Source organism: Streptomyces sp. DF42 (genome assembly GCF_058267695.1).
The window spans coordinates 2,378,725-2,397,737 of the sequence record NZ_CM177859.1 but is presented as its reverse complement, the minus strand read 5'-3'; the positions used below and the strand labels follow the sequence as shown (position 1 = coordinate 2,397,737).

Genomic DNA, 19,013 nt, shown 5'->3' with positions numbered 1-19,013 from the left:
GGCGTACCGCAGGCCGCCCCCGGCGCCCCACCGGCGGCCCGCGCCCCAGTCGCTCTGCTGCAACACCCCGAGCAACTGGCGGCCCTGCGCAAGGACATGACGCAACTGCCGGCCGCGGTACAGGAGTTCCTTCGCTACGAAGGCCCCGCGCTGCTCGCCATCCGACGCTTCCCGGTCGAGGACGTCACCATCGGCGGCGTCACCGTCCCCGCCGGCGAGACGGTCTGGGTGTCCCCGTCCGCCGCCGACCGCGACCCGGACCGCTTCCCCGACCCCGACCGACTCGACCTGACGCGCGACGCGTCCGGCCACCTCGCCCTCGGCCACGGCATCCACCACTGCCTGGGCGCGCCCCTGGCCCGCGCCGAGACCGAGATCGCCGTGGCCGCTCTGCTGGAGCGGTTCCCCGAACTCGGCCTCGCGGACGACGACCTGCGGTGGCGCCGCTCCCTGCGCGCCCGAGGCCTGGTCGAACTCCCGGTGACGTACTCGGCCTGAACTCGTCGAAAGGAACCTGCCGGAACTGCTCGAAAAAATCTGCCGGGCGGCGATGAGTTCCGCCCCTCCCGTCGGTCACCACCCGGAACGGACCGTTGTACAGGAGGGGCCATGTCGCTTCCGGAGATCGTCTCGCGCGAGCAGTGGCGTGCCGCACGCGAGGAACTGCTCGCCAAGGAGAAGGCCGCCACGCGTGCGCGTGACGCGCTCAACGCCGAGCGGCGCAGACTGCCGATGGTCGAGGTGGACGAGGAGTACGTCTTCGAGGGCGGCGAGGGGAAGGCCACCCTGCCCGACCTGTTCGAGGGACGGCTTCAACTCGTCGTCTACCACTTCATGTTCGCGCCCGAGTGGGACACCGGCTGCCGCAGCTGTTCGGGGTTCCTGGACAATATCGGGCATCTGGCGCATCTGGAGGCGCGGGGGACGACGTTCGCGGCCGTCTCCCGGACGCCGTACACGAAGATCCTGCCGTTCAAGGCGCGGATGGGGTGGACGGTGCCCTGGTACTCGTCGTACGGCAGCGACTTCAACCGCGCCTTCGACGTGACCCTGGAGCACGAGGGGGAGTCGTTCGAGCGGCCCGGCGTCAGCTGCTTCCTGCGGGACGGCGAGCGGGTCTTCCACACCTACTCGACGTACGAGCGCGGCCTCGACGGACTCGGATCGACCACCGGCTTCCTCGACCTGACCGCGCTGGGCCGGCAGGAGGAGTGGGAGGAGCCCAAGGGGCGCGCGTCTTCTCTCGGAGCGCCCGCGGGGAGCGAGCGCATCCGGTATCACGACGAGTACGAGAGCTGACACGTTCGGTAGCGCGTATGACCGCATCGTGACCGGAACCTCACACTCCGCAGTGAACGAGTGTCAACTACGTCTCAGTCCCGCAACTGGGCGAGGCGTTCGGCCCCTGGAAGGCGTTAACTCCAACAACGACGCTTTCTGGAGGTGCGAGATGGTGAACGGGCGAACAGTGCTCGAACGCTTTCCCGCAGGTGGGCCGCGAGGCTCGTGGCCCGCGGAGGAGTTCGCGCATGCGCGGCGACTGGAAGGACTGCCCGCCGAGGTGGTCATGGACCTGGCGACGGACATGTTCCTGGTGATCGTCCGCGCGGGTGAGGCAGCCGACGCGACGGCCTGAACAGCTTCAGGGGACGGTCCGAGGAGACGTCAGCCCGCCTTCGGGGCGGGCACCGGCACCGTGAACTGCTCCGCCTGGAGCGAGTACAACTCCGCGTAGATGCCGCCGCTCGCCAGCAGTTCGTCCGGGGTGCCGGACTCCGCGAGGCGGCCCTCGTCGAGGACGTGCACCAGGTCCGCGTGGCGCACGGACGCCAGCCGGTGGGTGATCAGGACGACGGTCTGGCCCGCCGAGGCCAGCGCACGGATCTTCTCGAAGACCTCCAGCTCGGCCCGCGCGTCCAGGGCCGCCGTCGGTTCGTCCACGACCAGGATCCGGCCGCGCCGGTAGGCAGCCCGCGCTATGCCGAGCCGCTGCCACTGACCGCCCGACAACTCGTGGCCGCCGCTGAAGTTGCGGGCCAGCAGGGTGTCCAGGCCGCGCGGCAGATCCTCCACCACGTCCTGCGCCCCGGCCTGGGCGAGCGACGTGGCCATGCGTTCCTCGGTGAGAGGCACAGAGGAACGTCCGACGGCGACGTTGACACGGGCCGTGAACGGCCAGCGCTTGAAGTCCTGGGCCAGCATGGCGACCCGTTCGGCGAGCTGGTGCCGGTCCGCGGTCGCCGCGTCCACGCCGTCCCACAGGATCCGGCCCGCGTCCGGCGTGTACAGGCCCGCGAGCAGTTTGATCAGGGTCGTCTTGCCGGAGCCGTTCTCGCCGACCAGCGCCACGATCCGGCCGAGCGGGAGGGTGAGCGTGACGTCGTCGAGGGCGGGGCGGGCCGACTCGCCCGGATAGCTGAAGGTGACGTTCTCGAAGCGGATCTCCCGCGGGTCCTCGGGCAGCGTGTGGCCGCCGACCGGAATCGCCCGCTCGGCCGCCTCGACGTAGAGCTTCTGCAGATCGCCGACGAACAGGGCCTCCTCGTGGAGCGCGTTGATCTCCAGGACGAGGCTGTCAAGGCTCGATGAACCCGTGCGGATCGCGATCACGGCCGTCCCGGCCACCGACAGGGCCATCGCCCCGGTGAGCAGCAGCCCGCCGAGCGTCGCGTACGTCGCCACGGTCGCGAGGCCCGTCCAGGTCGCCGCGATCAGCCCGGTGCGCGCCGCGAGCCGGGCCAGCCGGGCCTGCTCCGCCTCGGCGGCCTCCGACATCGCGCGGAAGTGACGCAGCAGAAAGGGGCCGATGCCGTGCACACGGATCTCCGGTGCGGCGGCGGGCTCGGTGAGCAGCCCGCTGATCAGATGCCCGGCACGCGCGTGCTGCACCCAGATGTGGAAGGACTCGTAGCGGCGCCGGGCGTTCGTCAGCGCGCTCCACGCACTCGGCAGTGTCATGGTCGCGAGCAGCGGAAGCAGCGCCGGGTGCAGCACGGTCAGCACGCTCGCCGCCGCGATCAGCGAGATCATCGCGTTCACCACGCGCGTGGCGTACGAGATCATCCGCCGGGCCGAGGAGGCGCCGTACTGCGCGGTGTCCAGCAGCTTGTGGAACGCGTGGTCCTCGATCGCCGCAAGCTCCACGGCCGCCGCCCGCTCCAGATACAGCTCCGTGGCCACCCGCTCCACCTTGGGCTCAAGGCGTCCGGTGGCATACGTCGACGCCGCCCGCAGCAGCGCCCCGACCAGCATGACGACGGCCATCGCGACCAGCGCGGGAACGGCGCCGCGCAGCCGGTCCTCGATCGGACCGCCGGTGATCAGCCGCCCCAGCACGCTGTTGACCGCGAGCAGACTCACCGCCTGCATCGCACCCCGGCCGACCTCGGCCATCAGCACGGTCCGCGCCGCCCGCCGGTCGGCCTGCCAGGCGAGCCGGAAACTCGACCCCAGCAGGGCCGGCAGCCGCGTCACCATGGCCCGGAAGTTCAGCTCCAGAAACGCGTCCCGGTGCTGGTTCCAGCCCATGTCGTAGCGCAACGGCCCCCCGAAGAGCAGCTGCTCAGACTCGGAGACCTCGGGCGCCTCGGGTGCCTCGACACTGCCCCTCTTCCCCCGCCCGTCCGGGTGCTGTGTCTTCCCCCGCCCGCCCGAGCCCTGTGTCTTCCCCCGCCCGCCCGAGCCCTGTGTCATCCCCACCGAAGCCTCCCCCGGTTCACCTCGACGAACGGCCACTATCGCGGGGCCGGGTCCATCGGGGGAGGGCGTATGGCGGAGAGGGATGAGCGCGCTGGCGTGCGCCTGTGAGGGCGATGTTTACGCAATCACGAGGGTCATGCGGCGGCCGGTCGTGACCATATGGGCGTCGTCCCCGTGACCCAGCACAGGACCAGATACAGCGGGATCGGCGGGGTGTAGGGGACGGTGCCGGACGGCCGGTGGATGAGGTCGGGGACCGCCGGGGCGTCCGGAACTACCGCCCCGGCGGCGTACTGCGTGGGCTGCGGCCACTCAAGCGCGTAGTCGGAGTCGGAGGGGACGAGCCACCACCAGTGCGCCTCGTCGGCGTAGACGCACCCCACGCGTGGCAGCCGAGGCAGCACCAGCGGGCCGAAGCGCGCGGGCACCTCCACCGCGTCGCAGCCCAGCGGGGTCGTCATGCCCTCGGGCAGGGGCAGCCGCTGGGGCGCACCCGGCGTCTGCAGTCCGCGCCGGACGCGGACCAGCGTGTCCAGGCTCAGCACCTGACCCCCGGACGCAGCCCTCACCCCCATGCGGCTCCCGTCCCGTGCTGCCCGTGGTGTGCCTCGGTCTCGTCCTCGTCGCCCGAACCGCCGGCCGGGCCAGGCTTGGGGCGGGCTCCCCAGCCCAGATCGTTGCAGGGGCCGCAGTCGTGACGGGGCGTGTCCGCCTTGCGCGGCAGCTCCGCCCAGACCAGCAGCCCCGGGCCGTGTTCATGGGCACCCCATGCGTCACAGAGCGCGTCGATGAGGAGCAACCCCCTCCCGTGCTCCTCGTCGGGCCGCGCCCGCGACGGATGGGGCTCACCCGCTGCACGTCCCTCGTCACGCACGGCTATGCGCACCAGGTCGTCACCGCTGTGCAGCTCGCAGACTATGTGGCTGCTCGCCGTGTGCATGAGGGCGTTGGTGACCAGCTCGGAGATGACCAGAGCCGCGGTGTCGCAGATGTCCTCGCACACCGACCACACGTTCAGCCGGGCCCTCATCAGGCGTCTGGCCTGCGCGGGAGAGCCCGGATGTGCGGTTAGCTCGAAACGGAACCGGCGCTCGGCAGCGGCCCGGTCGGGCCTCACTCCCGGGGCGGCACCGAGACCGAGGGGGCGGCCTGCGGCAGCGTCTGTTCCTAAGGGCGCGGACGGAATCACGCTTGCCACTATCGCCCCGCCGTGAACACTTGGCAAGTGTCACTCTGAAAAATGCAGAGTGCGTGTGACGCGGTGAAGTGCCGTGGCACACTGCTCGCAACAGCACCTTGAGCGGCGCCAGTTGGGATCAACGGAGATCCGTACAGATCTTCGAATAGGTCTTCGAATGGCGCCGTAGGGCTGTCAGCATGCTTTTTTTTGGACTCTCGGCGGCCAGTGGAGGTGGAGCGTGAGTGAACCGCGGTCCGCGCCGACGGTCGGTCAAGTCGTCCTCGGCCGCCGTCTGCTGGATCTGCGGGAGCGCGCCGGCCTCAAGCGCGAGGAGGCGGCCCGCGTCCTGCGTGTCGCCCCCGCCACCGTCCGCCGCATGGAGATGGCCGAGGTCGGCCTCAAAATCCCGTACCTCCAGCTGCTCCTGAAGTCCTACGGCGTCTCGGACGAGGAGGCCGACACCTTCGTACGGCTGGCCGAGGAGGCCAACAGGCCCGGCTGGTGGCAGCGGTTCCACGACATCATGCCCGGCTGGTTCTCCATGTACGTCAGCCTGGAGGGCGCGGCCGCCCTGATCCGCTCCTACGATCCGCACTTCGTGCCCGGCCTGCTGCAGACCGAGGAGTACGCGCGCGGAGTGCTGCGGTCGGGCGCGATCGGCCAGACCAGGCCGGACGACATCGAGCGCCATGTGGCCCTGCGCATACAACGCCAGGAACTGCTCACCCGTCAGGGCGCGCCCCGGTTCTGGGCCGTGTTCGACGAGACCGCGTTGCGCCGCCCCGTCGGCGGCCCGGAGGTGATGCGTGCCCAGATCGACAAGCTGCTCGAGGCCGCGGAGCGGGCCAACGTGACCCTGCAGGTCGCGCCGTTCACCCACGGGCCGCACCCCGGCACGTACGGGCCCTTCGTGCTGTTCCGTTTTGCCATGCCGGAACTGCCGGACATGGTCTACAGCGAGTACCTGACCGGCGCCGTCTATCTCGACGCGCGCGCGGAGGTGGCGACCCACCTCGAGGTCATGGACCGCACGGCGGCGCAGGCCGCTACGGCACATCGCACGAAGGAGATCCTCCGGGACCTCCGCAAGGAGCTGTGAATGGATCGCATCAAGCCGCGCGGACACGTCTACAACGGCATGCCCGCGCGGGAGTTGGGCAGTGAGGGCTGGCACAAGCCGTGGAGCGGCGGCAACGGCGGGAACTGCCTGGAGGCCATGAAGCTCGCCGACGGCCGGATCGCCGTGCGCCAGTCCACCGACCCGGACGGGCCGGCGCTGATCTACACCACCGACGAGATGACGGCGTTCATCCAGGGTGCCAAGGCGGGGGAAGCCGACTTCCTGCTTTCGTGACGACATTGCGTGATGTTCGCCGAACCTCTGGCTTCTGGACTTCTGGACTTCTGAACGTCTGGACTTCCTTGTGCTGCTGCTGAATTGATGGGCGCCAAGCAGTGGTGGGGAACCGTCCCGTCGGCGAGTGGATCAGGCGGGATCGTCGGGGTCGCCCGGCGGCAGGATCCGGCACAGCGCTTCCAGCGCGGTCCCGTACGCGTGCTCCGAGGGCGTCGCATAACCCACGACCAGACCGTCGGGTGCGGCCGAGGCCGCGTCGGTGTCCGGGTGCCGGAACTCGGCGAGCCCGTCGAGCGCGACGCCCTGCCAGACGGCGGCCTTGACGGTGGACGGCTCGGTGCCCGGCGGCAGTCGCAGTACCGCGTGCAGTCCGGCCGCGACTCCGGTCACCTCGATCCGCGGCGCGTGCGGGGCGAGCGCCGCGACGAGGCGGTCGCGGCGGCTCCGGTACCGCTGCCGCATGCGCCGTACATGACGGTCGTACGACCCCGAGGTGATGAGGTCGGCGAGGCTCAGCTGGTCCAGGATGCTCGCCCACGCCTCCCGTTCGCCCTTGGCCGCGAGCACGCCGTCCACGTAACGCTCCGGCAGTACCATCCACCCGAGCCGCACCGCGGGTGACAGGCTCTTGCTGACCGAGCCGACGTAGATCACCCGCTCGGGATCGAGACCCTGGACGGCCCCCACGGGCCTGCGGTCGTAACGGAACTCCCCGTCGTAGTCGTCCTCCAGGACCACCCCGCCACGCGCGCGTGCCCAGTCGACCACCGCGGAACGGCGCTCGGCGGCCAGCGGTCCGCCGGTCGGGAACTGGTGGGCGGGCGTGAGCAGCACGGCGCGCTCTCGAGTCAACCGGTCGATACGGGCGCCGTGTTCGTCGAGGGGGAGTGGCACCGTCCGTACGCCGGCGGCCGCGAGCAGTTCCCGGTGGAAGGGCAGCCCGTACGCCTCCACGGCCAGTGGTCCGCCGAGGATCCGGTTCCGGCCGTCGAAGAGCAGGCGCAGCGCGTGCGCGAAGCCCGAGCAGATCACGATCCGGCCCGGCTCGGTGCGCACACCACGCGCGCGTGCCAGATACTCCGTGAGCGCCTCCCTGAGCTCGACGCGACCGGCGGGATCACCGGGCCCGAACACCTCGTTGGGCGCCTGCTGCAATGCGCGCCGGTAGGAAGCGAGCCAGGCCGCACGCGGGAACGCGGACGCGTCCGGGGTGCCCTGGCGCAGATCGTGCCGGGGGCCACGCGCGTGTGCAGCCGCCTTGGACCCACGCGCGCGTGCAGGTGAGTTCCTGCGCACGCGCGGACCGTGGCGTAGAGGTTCGGTACGGGCCGCCACCTGGGTGCCCGAGCCCTGGCGGGCGGTCAGCCAGCCCTCCGCGACCAGTTCCGCGTACGCGTCGGCGACCGTGTTGCGGGCGACGCCGAGGTCGGTGGCGAGCGAGCGGTACGGCGGCAGCCGGGTGCCGGGGGCGAGCCGCCCGCCGCGCACGGCCTCGCGCAGCGCCTCGATGAGCGCGGCCCGCCGCCCGCCCGCCGCGGTCAGTTCCAGATGCAGGTCGGCCCCGATCCGCTCCGCCGAATTGACCCATGATTCCGCCATGGAAATGCACCCTACAGCGGGTCTTTCCAGCTCGTAGATTGATGCACATGACGACGAACACGACGAACACGACGAACACGGCGAACCCGGCGAACACCACGAACGCTGCAGGCATGATGAACACCACGAACACGACTGACGGTCACGTCACCGCGGCCGTGGCCGAAAAGGGCCGCCTGGACTTCGGGAAGTCCGCCCCCAAGGTGTTCCGCGCCCTCATCGGTTTCGACGCCGCCGCCCGCGAGGGCCTCGACCCGGCCCTCGTGGAACTGATCCAGATCCGTGCCTCGCACCTCAACCACTGCGCGTACTGCCTGTACATGCACACGGGCGACGCCCGCAAGGCCGGTGAGAGCGAGCACCGGCTGCACATGATCTCCGTGTGGCGCGAGGCCCGCCACTTCTTCACCGGGCGGGAGCAGGCGGCGCTCGCCCTGACGGAGGCGGTCACGCTGGTGGCCGACGGCGGCGTCCCGGACGAGGTCTACGCCCAGGCGGCGGCCCAGTTCGACGAGCAGGAACTGGCCCACGTGCTCGCCCTGATCTTCACGATCAACACGTGGAACCGGGTGGCGCTGTCGACGGCCAAGGTGGCGGGGACGGACGGACGGCGCTGACCCTCGGCCACAGCGCCCCACCGCCGCGCCGGCGATCACACCGCGTCGGCTAGACCGTCATCGGCCGGTCGTACGGCCCTATCGGCGCGGGCAGTTGTGAGCTCCCCGTCAGGTGGCGGTCGACGGCCGCCGCCACCGCCCGGCCCTCCGCGATCGCCCACACGATCAGCGACTGCCCCCGCGCAGCGTCCCCGGCCGCGAACACGCCGGGCACGTTCGTCGCGAACCCGGCGTCGCGGGTGATCGTCCCGCGAGGCTCCATCGCCAGCCCCAACTGGTCGACGAGCCCGTCCGCCCGGTCCGGTCCGGAAAAACCGAGCGCGAGCAGGACGAGGTCGGCGGGCAACGTCCGCCCGCTCTCCGCCACCGGCCGGCGCCGCGCGTCGACCTCGACCAGGTGCAGCGAGCTCACATGCCCGTTCGCGTCGCCCTCGAAGCGGAGCGTGGACGCCGCGAACAGGCGCGCGTCCGCGTCCGCCGCCGGCGCCGTCCGAAGATCGCGGGCCTCCTCGTGGGCGGCCGACAGCCGGTAGATCTTCGGGTACGTCGGCCAGGGCTCGGTGTCCTCGTCGCGATCGGCGCCGGGCTGGGTGTAGATGTCCAACTGCGTGACGGACGCGGCGCCTTCACGCACCGCGGTGCCCAGGCAGTCCGCCCCCGTGTCACCGCCGCCGACGATGACGACGTCTTTCCCGGCGGCGCACATCGGGGAGCTCTCCAGATCCCCCTCGCGCACTCGGTTGGACAGCGGCAGATACTCCATCGCCTGCTGTATCCCGGTCAACTCCCGCCCCGGCACGGGTAGTTCGCGCCATGCGGTGGCCCCCGTCGCTATCACCACGGCGTCGTAGCGCGCCCGCAACTCCGCCGCGCCGACGTCCCTCCCGACCGCCGTCGACGTACGGAACTTCGTCCCCTCGGCCCGCATCTGCTCCAGCCGCCGGTCCAGATGGTGCTTCTCCATCTTGAACTCGGGGATGCCGTACCGCATCAGCCCGCCGAGCCGGTCGTCCTTCTCGTACACGGCGACCGTGTGCCCGGCCCGGGTCAGCTGCTGTGCCGCCGCGAGCCCCGTCGGCCCCGACCCGATCACCGCGACGGTCCGCCCGGACAGCCGGTCCGGCGGTCTCGGCGGTGCGAGGCCCAACTCCCAGGCCCTGTCGGCGATGGCGGCCTCGACGTTCTTGATGGTGACCGCGGGCTGGTTGATGGCGAGCACGCACCCCGCCTCGCACGGCGCCGGACAGAGCCGGCCGGTGAACTCCGGGAAGTTGTTGGTGGCGTGCAGCCGGTCGGCCGCCGCCCGCCAGTCGTCCCGGCTGACCAGGTCGTTCCACTCGGGGATCAGATTGCCCAGCGGGCAGGCGTCGTGGCAGAACGGGACGCCGCAGTCCATGCAGCGGTCGGCCTGCCCGGTGACGATCGGCAGCAGCGCACCGGGAACATAGACCTCGTTCCAGTCCCGGACCCGCTCCTCGACCGGACGGCGGGGCCACTCCCGGCGAGGCGTGGTCATGAAACCCTTGGGATCGGCCATGGCCGTCTTCCTTGCCTACGCGTACGACGAGCCGTGCGTCATCGGGCGGCATTCTTCCGGCCACGATACGACTCCTCTGCCCTGTGCGCAGAGGGGACGGACAGCGCTTTCCGCCCCACCCCACTCGGCATTCCCCAGCGCCCGCCCGGAACTTCTCAGCGCCCACCAGGAACTTCTCAGCGCACTCTCAGGTGAGCGCCAGCACATACGCCATCGCCGAACCGGCCGAGGCGACCATGCGGACGTGGTTCCAGAACGTCCACTCGCGCACGTACGACGGCCAGTACGCGGCCGCCTCCGCGGTGCCCGGGTCCAGCTTGAGCAGGGCGTCGTTGCGCGGCACGTTCGCGACCATGGTCACCCCGAAGCAGCCGAACAGATACAGCCCGCTGCCCACCAGCAGCTCCACCGTGCCCTGGTCCGGCCACAACACGAACGTCACCACGGCGAGCACCGCGCACAGCACCGCCGATCCCACGAACACGAGCATGAACGCGGGCATCACCGCGCTCACGTTGATCGCGTTCATCGCGGCGACGCCCTGCGCCGGCGGCAGCGCGGCGAGCCCCCTCATCACGAACGTCGAGAAACCGCAGAAGACCCCGGCCACCAGACCGGTCCCGAGCACACCCAACACCGTCAGCCAGAGGTACGGCCCATCGATCACTTCAGGTCAACTCCCCGTATCGAGCCGAGTCCTCGCCCGGCACCTCCTGTCACCACCAGTGAAATCCCGTACGGGACCGGTGACCATGGCCGAAGGGCGCGGGCACATGTGCGAGCGTCCAGGCGCGCACCGCCGGTCCGCCGTCCGTGCGCGGCCGGCCCGGCGCTCGCCGCCCGATCCCTTTTCGTCCCCTTTTCGTCAACCGGCCTCCACCCTGTCCGACCGCCACCCCTGCAGCACCGTCTCCACCCCCGCTCCGATCCGCCGCCGGGCCTCGTGCCGCGGCACCCCGCTCATCAGCAGCTGGTCGTACGGCGTGTCCACATGCCGTACGGACGCCACGACCGCCGAGACCACCGCCCCCTCGGACAGCGCCCGCCCCGCGGCGCTGCGGCCCACCCGCCCGCTGCCCCGCACCGACGCGTGCTCCGCGATCTCCCGGGCCCGCTCCACCGGGCACCCGGGAAACAGCCGCCGTATCCGTGCCGCGAACGCCTTCGTGAACCGCACGTCCTCCGTGGCCCGCCGCCGGGCGTCCCGCACCCGACGCCGCCGCCGCGCCTCGGCGTCCGCGAGGCACCGTCGCTCGGCCCGGGCGAGCCCCGCCTCCTCGACCAGGACGCCCTGCCGCTCGTACCGCGCCTTGCGCCGGTTGAAGCGCACGACGACCGCCGACAGCGTGCTCTCCTCCCGAGACCGACGCGTCAGCGCCGTGTCGCCGCGCGGCAGGAACACCAGATGCCCGAGATCGGCACAGTCGAGACACCGCGGTGCTCCCTCTTCGAGCACGAGCAGCGTCAACGGTCCGGTTTGACACTCCTTGCAGTGCCGTCCGCGGAGAGGCTGGAAGACGAGAAGTCCGGTGCGGGGCGGGGGAGTTGCCAGACGTGCCATGGGTGATTCTTTCCCCCCGACAGGACGTGGGACCACCGCGCAATCACGCCCTCCGCGCCCGCGCTCCGCGCACCCTCCTCCCGTACACCTTCCCTCCCCGCGGGTGCGCGACGCATCCGGGCGGGCGGCTGACGCATCATGGGCCGTGTGCGACTCGAAGCGATCACCTGGGACCGGCTCGGCGACCTCCTGGCCGAGCGTCTGCTCGACCTCAAGCCGGCCGGCGGCGGCTCCTGGCCCCGCATCGCCTTCGACGGAGCTGCGGCGGCCCGCCCCGGAGACCTCGCCGAGCGTGTCGCCGAGGCCCTGCGCATACGCGGCCGGCCCTCGCTGACCGTCGGCGCCGAGGGCTTCCTGCGGCCTGCCTCGCTCCGCCTGGAGTACGGCCGCCAGGACGTCGACACCTATTACGACGGCTGGTTGGACACCGGCGCCCTGTGGCGCGAGGTGTTCGGACCCCTCGAAGCCGGCGGCGACGGACGCGTCCTGCCCGACCTGTGGGACCCGGCCACCGACCGCGCCACGCGTACCCCCTACGTCCAACTCCCGCCCGGTGGCTTCCTGTTGCTGCACGGTCCCCTCCTGCTGCGTCACTGGTTCCCCTTCGACCTGACCGTCCACGTCCTCCTCTCACCCGGCGCCCTGCGCCGCCGTACCCCCGAGGCCGACCACTGGACGCTCCCCGCCTTCGAGCGCTACACGGACGAGACCGCCCCGGCGGACACGGCCGACGTCCTGGTGCGTGCCGACGATCCACGGCATCCGGCATGGAGAGGGTGATCGGCCGCGAGGTGGCGCCCCACCACTTACCACTTTTATATGCGCGTGCATTTAGTTACTGTGATTCCATGACGACCTCATCGAGTGCTCCCGTCTCCTTCGCCGACTCCGTCCGCGCCCTTGTCGACGGCAAGAACTTCGCCAGCGTCGCCACCCTCGGCCCCGACGGCGCCCCACAGAACTCGGTGGTCTGGATCAAGCGCGACGGCGACACGGTGCTCTTCTCCTCCATCGACGGACGCCAGAAGGTGCGCAACCTCCGCCGCGACCCCCGCATCAGCCTCTCGGTCTTCGACCTTGCCAACCCCTACACCTCGGTCGAGATCCGCGGCACCGCAGAGATCCTCCCCGACGAGGGCAAGCGGCTCCCGCACGAGCTCTCGCACAAATACCTCGGCATCGACCCGCCCGCGGAGAAGGACGACGAGGTCCGCGTGATCATCCGCATCGTCCCGCGGAGGATCGTCGGGTTCTCGGCCTGACGGCGCCTTCCCGGGGCGCCTGTTACCGCGGGGTTCCGGGTGCACGGGGCGGGCCGCGCGGCGAGAATGAAGGGCGCCGGGACTAGCGGAGCGTTCCCGTGCCGCGCCGGCCGTCCGGCACCGGGAGGTATTCCATGACCACCGCCGGAGACATCATGCACCGTGGCGCCCAGTGGATCCCCGCGCACGAGACGCTGGACCGCGCGGCCCAGCTGATGCGCGAGCTGAACGTCGGAGCCCTGCCCATCAGCGACCAGAACGAGCGGCTCTGCGGCATCCTCACCGACCGCGACATCGTCGTCGGCTGTGTGGCCATGGGCCACGACCCGACCAAGGTCACCGCGGGCGAGATGGCTCACGGCACCCCGCGCTGGATCGACGCGAGCGCCGACGTCGGCGACGTACTCCGGGAGATGCAGGGCCACCAGATCCGCCGGCTCCCCGTCATCGAGAACAAGCGGCTGGTCGGGATGATCAGTGAGGCCGACCTGGCCCAGCATCTGACGGAGGACCAGATCGCCGACTTCGCCCACAGCGTGTACGCGAGGGGTACGGCCCGCTGACCCGTCGGACGCGGCGCGTCACAGCCAGCCGCTGCGCCTGAAGCCGCGGTACAGCACCAGACACGCCAACGACATCACGCCTATGACCAGGGGGTAGCCGAACCTCCAGTGCAGCTCCGGCATGTGATCGAAGTTCATGCCGTACACACCGCAGACCATCGTCGGTACGGCGATCACCGCGGCCCAGGCCGTGATCTTCCGCATGTCCTCGTTCTGGGCGACCGTGACCTGCGCGAGGTGGGCCTGCAGGATCGAGTTGAGCAGTTCGTCGAAGGAGGCGATCTGCTCCTTCGCCCGCATGAGGTGGTCGAGGACGTCCCTGAAGTAGGTCTGTATCTCCGGGCCTACCACCCGTACCGGCCGGGTGGCGAGGTCCTCGACCGGGCGGCCCAGGGGCACGACGGCGCGCTTCAGCTCCAGCAGTTCACGCTTGAGCTGGTAGATCCGGCCCGGGTCGGCCCGCGCGCCGCCCTCCGCGAACACGTCCATCTCCACCTGGTCGATGTCCGCCTGGATGGAGTCGGTGACGTGCAGATAGTCGTCGACCACGTGGTCCGCGACGGCGTGCAGCACCGCCGCCGGCCCCTTCGCGAGCTGGTGGGGGTTGGACTCCAGCTCCTCGCGCAGCGGGCCCAGCGAGCCGTGCATCCCATGCCGGACGGTGATCACGAAGTCCTCACCGACGAACAGCATGATCTCGCCGGTGTTCACCACCTCGCTCGTCGCCGTCAGCTCCTCGTGCTCGACGTAGCAGACCGTCTTGAACACCGCGAACAGCGTCTCGCCGTAGCGCTCCAGCTTCGGACGCTGATGTGCCTCGACCGCGTCCTCGACCGCCAGCGGATGCAGGTCGAAGAGCTCGGCGATGCCGGCGAACTCCTGGTCCGTCGGCTCGTGCAGACCCAGCCACACGAACCCGTCCCCCTTCTTGCGCACGCGCTCCACGGTGTCCACCAGATCGCTGCCGCCGGGGACCCGCACGCCGTCCCGGTAGGTCACGCAGTTCACCACCGAGGAGCCCAGCGGGGACCTGGCCGGGTGACTCAGGTCGACGCGCGGGCGCCGCCTGGCCAGCCGTGCCACCGTGCGGAGGCCGCCGACCCTGCCGAGGTGAGTGACCTTCCGCAGATTCCCTGCCATGGACATCTGGATCTCCTTGCGTGGATCTCCGGCTCGATGCGTGGTGCGCGGTTCACCTGCGTGATGAACCGCCTGCTTGTGCCTTGGCGCGCCAGTTTGCCAGGTCTGTGTAAGCGGCGGGTGAGCCTGTGGGAGCAGGGCATTCCGCTTGGTTCCCGACTGTGGACGAAGAGTTCCCCGACGACCGGGCCGGCCGCCCCGTCGTACACCGTGCGCCGGGGCGTCGACGGCTTCCGCCGAGCCGGGCGAGCGGCTGGGATGATCGCACCATGACGCGATCCGACGGGTACCTCCTCGACAACCAGCAGAAGGAGGCGGGAGAGCGCTTCGGCGCGTTCGCCAACCTCTTCGACCCGACGACCTTCCGGCACCTCGAAGGGTTGGGCGTCGGTTCCGGCTGGCGCTGCTGGGAGGTGGGCGCGGGCGGCCCCTCCGTGGTGTCCTGGCTGGCCGAGAAGGTCGGTGTGACCGGAAAGGTCGTCGCCACGGACATCGACACGTCCCTGCTCGCCTCCGTCGCCCGCCCGCCGGTGGACGTACGGGTCCACGATGTCGGGGCCGATGAGCCACCCGGTGAGGGCTTCGACCTGGTGCACGCCCGGCTCGTCCTCGTCCATGTGCCGGACCGCGAACGGGCGTTGCGTTCGATGATCAAGGCCCTGCGCCCCGGCGGCCGGCTTCTGGTCGAGGACGCCGACCCCGCCCTGCAGCCCCTGGTCTGCCCCGACGAGCACGGCCCCGAGCAGGAGCTCGCCAACCGCCTGCGGCACGGCTTCCGGCACCTGCTCGCCGACCGGGGCGCCGACCTCTCCTACGGCCGCCGCCTCCCGCGCCTGCTCCGCGAGGCAGGCCTGCGGCAGGTGGAGGCCGACGCGTACTTCCCCCTCACCTCGCCGGCCTGCGCCGCCCTCGAATCGGCCACGATCCGCCAGATCCGAGACCGCCTCGTCAGCGCGCACATCGCCACGAACGAGGACGTCGACCGCCACCTGGCGAACATCGCATCCGGCGCAATGGACCTGGCCACGGCCCCGATGATCTCGGCATGGGGACGCAAGGCGTAACCTGCGGCCCGTCCCCCCGTCCCCCCGTCCCCCCGTCCCCCCGTCCCCCCGTCCCCCCGTCCCCCCCGGCCCCCCGGTCTCCGGCGGGCGGCACCTCCGGTCGGGCCCTTGCGGCCTGTGGCGGACGGCACCAGCCTGAAGAACATGACGGACAACACGACACGTCTCGATCATGTCGTCCTGTGGGTACACGACCCGGTCGCCGCGGCCGGCTTCTACGAGAAGGCCGTCGGGCTGCGCCCCCTGAGGATCAGCGAGTTCTCCGCAGGGAAGGCCCCCTTCCCCTCGGTACGGCTCAACGACGAGACCATCATCGACCTCATGCCCCACACCATGGCGGAGCACATGACGATGCTCCCCGGCGCCCCCGACAGCGCGGGCCACCCGGTCAACCACGTCTGCCTGGCTCTGACCGGCGACGACTTCGACGCCCTGCACAGCCGCCTGGCGGAACGCGCCGTCCCCGTCTCGGAGTTCTCGTACGACTCCTACGGCGCCCGCGGTAAGGCCAGGCGCAGCTTCTACTTCCGCGACCCGGACGGAAACGTCTTCGAGGCCCGGCACTACGACTGACAGGGCACAGGGGACGACGACCGGCGGGCGCAGGCGACCACGACCAACAGGGCACAGGGGAACATGATTCACCGGGGCACAAGGGATGCCCACGCGCGCGTGGGCATCCCTGCTCATGCCAGTGGCTGTGCGCATGGCGAGTCCGCTACCGGCTCCGCTTCCCTGCCACCCTTCGCGCGTCCCTCGGAACGGCAGAGCATCAGAACAGCGGCTCGGGCAGCACTCCCTCCAGAGCGAGCAGCTTGCGCTTCGTCTCCAGCCCGCCCCCGAACCCGCCGATGCCCCCGTCGCTCTCCACCACCCGGTGACAGGGCACGACGACCGGCAGCGGATTGGATCCCATCGCCACCCCGACCGCCTGGGCCGCGCCCGGCTGGCCCACCCGCCCGGCGAGGTCGCCGTAGCCCACCACCGCGCCGTACGGGACACCAGAGGCCAGTTCGCGCAGCACCTGCCGGTTGAAGCCCGAGATCAGCGACCAGTCCAGCGCCAGCTCGAAGTCGCGCCGATCGCCCGCGAAGTACGCCTCGACCTGCCGTATCGCCTCGGTCAGCAGCGGCGAGCCGGGGGCCTCGACGGGCTCGCAGCCCAGCCGGGACGCCAGCCGGTCGAGCGCCTTGTCGCGTGCCGCCCCGGTGGCGTGGAACACGACGTTGACCAGGCCTTCGCGGGTCGCGGCCAGCAGCAGCGGACCGATCCCGGTGCCGACCACCGCCCACACGACCTGCTGCTCGTACTGCCCATCGCTGTCCATGCGCCCACCGTACGACCCAGCACTGACAACGCCCGGAGAGCGGGGCTCAGGGCGCCTGCAGAGCGGCCCGGACCACATCCGGCTTGTCGGTGATGACGCCGTCCACGCGGTATTGGGCGACCCGGAGGGCGGTGTCCGCGTCGTCGACGGTCCAGGCGAAGACGGCGAGCGGCCGGCCGTGCGGTCCCGTCACGGAGTGCACGGCAGCGACGTAACCCCGCGAGATCGATCCGTAGGACGGGTTGATCCCGTCGGTGAAGCTCGCGTACCCGGGCAGTTCCGAGACGCGCGGTGTGCCGAGGAAGCCCGTCCTGACGGCGGGTTTGAGGTCATGGACGATCCGCAGGCTGTCCGCGCTGAAGCTCTGCACGATCAGCCGGTCGGCCAGGTGCCGCCGGTCGAGCCAGCCCTCGTTGCCGAGGACCTTCAGGGTCTGCCCTTCGATGCCCGTATACAGGTCGGGGTTCTTGATCTCCAGCAGCAGCTTCTGGTGATTGTGCTCGACGCGGCGCATGTACTGCGTCAGCGTCGGCACGCGCGCGCACCCGTACCCGGGGCCGAACCAGCTGCCCGCGTCGAGGCGGGCGATCTCGGCCGCGGTGAAGTCCTTCACCTTCCAGGGCGCCCGGCGGGGGAACACCTGCTCGACGTCTGTGGTGCGCTGCAGGCTGTCGTCGTGGATGACGACGAGTTCTCCGTCCTTGGTGCGCTGGACGTCGTTCTCGACCCAGGTGATGCCCAGCTCGGCCGCCTTGTCGATGGAGGCCAGCGTGTTCTCGGGCGCGTAGGCGGCCGCGCCCCGGTGGCCGATGACCAGGGGCCGCACTCCGACGTCGCCGGCCCGGGCGGCGGAGCCGGGCAGCAGAAGGGCAGCGGTCCCCAGGAGCGCGGCGGTGATGGCGGCGACTGCGCGCGCGTGCATGCGTACTCCTCGCGTCGGTCGATCACGGTCAGATCAACTGTGACAGCAGAGCGTCAACGACGGAGGGGCGCAAGATGGCCACACATTGAATGCAGATGCCCAAGAGCGCTCACCGTTGCCGCACAACTGAGGCAACGACGTGTTTCTTTGCCGGAAAATCGTTCGACCATTCCGGTGGGAGTCATACTCTCTGCCTCACCCCTGACCGCTCGGGCGGTCCCGGGAGGGGCGTATTTCAGGGAATTACGGGACGTACGAAGGCGGGAAGGGCAGCCGCGCATGCAAGGCACGGTCGACGGATTCAGCTACGGACTCGTCACACCGCTGGTGGCTTTTCTCATGGCCTCCCTCGGCGGCGCTCTGGGCCTGCGCTGCACCACCAGATCCATGGTCGTCTCGCACTCCTGGCGGCCCGGCTGGCTGGCCCTCGGGTCGGCGGCCATCGCTTCCGGCATATGGACCATGCACTTCGTCGCGATGATGGGGTTCAAGGTCAAACAGGCTCCGATCCACTACGACAGAGCGATGACGTTCGCCAGTCTCGCAGTCGCCATCGTCATGGTGGGTATCGGTATATTCATCGTCGGCTACAAGGGCGCGAAAGGTACGGCCCTGTTCACCGGTGGCACGATCACCGGCCTGGGTATCGCCTCGATGCACTATCTGGGCATGGCCGGAATGCGCCTGAACGGACAGCTGGAGTACAACACGGTGACCGTCGCCGTCTCCGTCGTCATAGCGATGGGGGCCGCGACCGCCGCTCTGTGGGCGGCCGGACAGGTCAGGGGCTTCCTGTGGAGCGTGGGCGCGAGCCTCGTCATGGGCCTCGCCGTCAGCGGCATGCACTACACGGGCATGGCGGCCCTCAGCGTCCACCTCCACGACACGGGGGCACCCACCGCCGGCGCATCGCCCGCCGCGCTGCTGTGGCCCATACTCGTCGGCCCGCTCGCCTTCCTCCTGCTCGCGGGGGTGGTCGTGATGTTCGACCCGCTGATGGTCATGGGGAAACCCGACTGGACCCCTGTCGAGCACAAGCCGGGCGTCCCGGCCCATCCGGTGGTCCACCACCCGGCCCACCGCCCCCCGCTCCGCCCGGTCCGGCAGCCGGGCCGGAGCGGCTCCCGCACCCCGCAGAACCGCTGATCGGTCCGCGTTGTCAGTGCCGGGTCGTACGGTGGTTTC

21 protein-coding genes and 1 pseudogene are annotated in these 19,013 nt (G+C 70.7%); 12 read left to right on the top strand and 10 right to left on the bottom strand.

Annotation, left to right across the window (positions count from 1 at the left end; all coding sequences use genetic code 11):
* Positions 1 to 42: 42 nt before the first annotated feature.
* The 3 genes and pseudogenes from ACYUED_RS10955 to ACYUED_RS10945 all read left to right on the top strand — a co-directional run.
* Positions 43 to 498 (top strand): annotated as a pseudogene (locus ACYUED_RS10955) (cytochrome P450); the annotation flags it as partial.
* Positions 499 to 609: 111 nt separating this feature from the next.
* The gene (locus tag ACYUED_RS10950; protein WP_491292082.1) at positions 610 to 1,299 is read left to right on the top strand and encodes a DUF899 domain-containing protein; all 690 of its coding nucleotides are present in this window, start codon (positions 610 to 612) and stop codon (positions 1,297 to 1,299) included.
* 151 nt (positions 1,300 to 1,450) lie between these two features.
* Entirely contained in the window at positions 1,451 to 1,636 is a 186-nt protein-coding gene (locus ACYUED_RS10945) for a DUF8839 family protein (protein WP_491292081.1), read from the top strand.
* A gap of 29 nt (positions 1,637 to 1,665) precedes the next feature.
* Here the strand turns inward: ACYUED_RS10945 and ACYUED_RS10940 are convergent, their stop codons facing one another.
* The 3 genes from ACYUED_RS10940 to ACYUED_RS10930 form a co-directional block, all read right to left on the bottom strand.
* On the bottom strand, positions 1,666 to 3,528 hold the full coding sequence (locus ACYUED_RS10940) for an ABC transporter ATP-binding protein (protein WP_491294205.1): 1,863 nt from the start codon (positions 3,526 to 3,528) through the stop codon (positions 1,666 to 1,668).
* 305 nt (positions 3,529 to 3,833) lie between these two features.
* A complete protein-coding gene (locus ACYUED_RS10935) occupies positions 3,834 to 4,274 on the bottom strand; it encodes a hypothetical protein (protein ID WP_491292080.1) in 441 nt (146 codons plus the stop codon).
* Positions 4,265 to 4,897, bottom strand: coding sequence for an ATP-binding protein (locus tag ACYUED_RS10930; protein WP_491292079.1), 633 nt, complete (start codon positions 4,895 to 4,897; stop codon positions 4,265 to 4,267). The genes ACYUED_RS10935 and ACYUED_RS10930 overlap by 10 nt, the downstream gene beginning before the upstream one ends.
* Before the next feature lie 220 nt (positions 4,898 to 5,117).
* On the opposite strand from ACYUED_RS10930, the gene ACYUED_RS10925 reads away from it, so the two are divergent.
* Positions 5,118 to 5,978: a Sco1979 family transcriptional regulator gene (locus tag ACYUED_RS10925; protein ID WP_491292078.1), complete on the top strand. Its 861-nt coding sequence runs from the start codon at positions 5,118 to 5,120 to the stop codon at positions 5,976 to 5,978.
* Positions 5,979 to 6,233 (top strand): DUF397 domain-containing protein, encoded by a 255-nt coding sequence (locus ACYUED_RS10920; RefSeq protein ID WP_491292077.1) that lies wholly within the window; start codon positions 5,979 to 5,981, stop codon positions 6,231 to 6,233.
* A gap of 132 nt (positions 6,234 to 6,365) precedes the next feature.
* Here the strand turns inward: ACYUED_RS10920 and pdxR are convergent, their stop codons facing one another.
* Positions 6,366 to 7,835, bottom strand: a complete 1,470-nt coding sequence (gene pdxR, locus ACYUED_RS10915) for a MocR-like pyridoxine biosynthesis transcription factor PdxR (protein WP_491292076.1) — start codon at positions 7,833 to 7,835, stop codon at positions 6,366 to 6,368.
* A 116-nt stretch (positions 7,836 to 7,951) separates the two neighbouring features.
* Here pdxR and ACYUED_RS10910 point away from each other — a divergent pair, with 116 nt between their 5' ends.
* The gene (locus tag ACYUED_RS10910) at positions 7,952 to 8,452 is read left to right on the top strand and encodes a carboxymuconolactone decarboxylase family protein (RefSeq protein ID WP_491294204.1); all 501 of its coding nucleotides are present in this window, start codon (positions 7,952 to 7,954) and stop codon (positions 8,450 to 8,452) included.
* Positions 8,453 to 8,501: 49 nt separating this feature from the next.
* Here ACYUED_RS10910 and ACYUED_RS10905 read toward each other — a convergent pair whose 3' ends face one another.
* From ACYUED_RS10905 to ACYUED_RS10895, 3 genes are all read right to left on the bottom strand, one after another.
* Positions 8,502 to 9,989 carry a glutamate synthase subunit beta gene (locus ACYUED_RS10905; protein WP_491292075.1) on the bottom strand — a complete coding sequence of 496 codons (1,488 nt, stop codon included), beginning with the start codon at positions 9,987 to 9,989 and terminating at the stop codon, positions 8,502 to 8,504.
* Between the two features lie 187 nt (positions 9,990 to 10,176).
* Positions 10,177 to 10,656 carry an anthrone oxygenase family protein gene (locus ACYUED_RS10900; protein WP_491292074.1) on the bottom strand — a complete coding sequence of 160 codons (480 nt, stop codon included), beginning with the start codon at positions 10,654 to 10,656 and terminating at the stop codon, positions 10,177 to 10,179.
* Positions 10,657 to 10,854: 198 nt separating this feature from the next.
* Positions 10,855 to 11,550, bottom strand: coding sequence for a DUF2293 domain-containing protein (locus ACYUED_RS10895; RefSeq protein WP_491292073.1), 696 nt, complete (start codon positions 11,548 to 11,550; stop codon positions 10,855 to 10,857).
* A gap of 138 nt (positions 11,551 to 11,688) precedes the next feature.
* On the opposite strand from ACYUED_RS10895, the gene ACYUED_RS10890 reads away from it, so the two are divergent.
* The 3 genes from ACYUED_RS10890 to ACYUED_RS10880 all read left to right on the top strand — a co-directional run bounded on the left by ACYUED_RS10890 (position 11,689) and on the right by ACYUED_RS10880 (position 13,375).
* Positions 11,689 to 12,330, top strand: a complete 642-nt coding sequence (locus ACYUED_RS10890; protein WP_491292072.1) for a nucleoside/nucleotide kinase family protein — start codon at positions 11,689 to 11,691, stop codon at positions 12,328 to 12,330.
* Positions 12,331 to 12,398: 68 nt separating this feature from the next.
* Positions 12,399 to 12,812 (top strand): PPOX class F420-dependent oxidoreductase, encoded by a 414-nt coding sequence (locus ACYUED_RS10885; protein ID WP_491292071.1) that lies wholly within the window; start codon positions 12,399 to 12,401, stop codon positions 12,810 to 12,812.
* A gap of 134 nt (positions 12,813 to 12,946) precedes the next feature.
* Positions 12,947 to 13,375, top strand: coding sequence for a CBS domain-containing protein (locus ACYUED_RS10880; protein WP_491292070.1), 429 nt, complete (start codon positions 12,947 to 12,949; stop codon positions 13,373 to 13,375).
* Positions 13,376 to 13,393: 18 nt separating this feature from the next.
* Here the strand turns inward: ACYUED_RS10880 and corA are convergent, their stop codons facing one another.
* Positions 13,394 to 14,521 (bottom strand): magnesium/cobalt transporter CorA, encoded by a 1,128-nt coding sequence (gene corA / locus ACYUED_RS10875; RefSeq protein WP_491292069.1) that lies wholly within the window; start codon positions 14,519 to 14,521, stop codon positions 13,394 to 13,396.
* Between the two features lie 263 nt (positions 14,522 to 14,784).
* On the opposite strand from corA, the gene ACYUED_RS10870 reads away from it, so the two are divergent.
* Both ACYUED_RS10870 and ACYUED_RS10865 read left to right on the top strand, forming a co-directional pair.
* Complete coding sequence (locus ACYUED_RS10870) at positions 14,785 to 15,579, top strand: methyltransferase domain-containing protein (RefSeq protein ID WP_491292068.1); 795 nt, start codon at positions 14,785 to 14,787, stop codon at positions 15,577 to 15,579.
* Between the two features lie 144 nt (positions 15,580 to 15,723).
* Entirely contained in the window at positions 15,724 to 16,152 is a 429-nt protein-coding gene (locus ACYUED_RS10865; RefSeq protein ID WP_491292067.1) for a VOC family protein, read from the top strand.
* A 199-nt stretch (positions 16,153 to 16,351) separates the two neighbouring features.
* On the opposite strand, the gene ACYUED_RS10860 is transcribed toward ACYUED_RS10865, so the two are convergent.
* Positions 16,352 to 16,906 (bottom strand): methylated-DNA--[protein]-cysteine S-methyltransferase, encoded by a 555-nt coding sequence (locus ACYUED_RS10860; protein ID WP_491292066.1) that lies wholly within the window; start codon positions 16,904 to 16,906, stop codon positions 16,352 to 16,354.
* 46 nt (positions 16,907 to 16,952) lie between these two features.
* Complete coding sequence (locus tag ACYUED_RS10855; RefSeq protein ID WP_491292065.1) at positions 16,953 to 17,828, bottom strand: glycerophosphodiester phosphodiesterase; 876 nt, start codon at positions 17,826 to 17,828, stop codon at positions 16,953 to 16,955.
* A 279-nt stretch (positions 17,829 to 18,107) separates the two neighbouring features.
* Here ACYUED_RS10855 and ACYUED_RS10850 point away from each other — a divergent pair, with 279 nt between their 5' ends.
* The gene (locus tag ACYUED_RS10850) at positions 18,108 to 18,974 is read left to right on the top strand and encodes an MHYT domain-containing protein (protein ID WP_491292064.1); all 867 of its coding nucleotides are present in this window, start codon (positions 18,108 to 18,110) and stop codon (positions 18,972 to 18,974) included.
* The last annotated feature ends 39 nt before the right edge of the window (positions 18,975 to 19,013 follow it).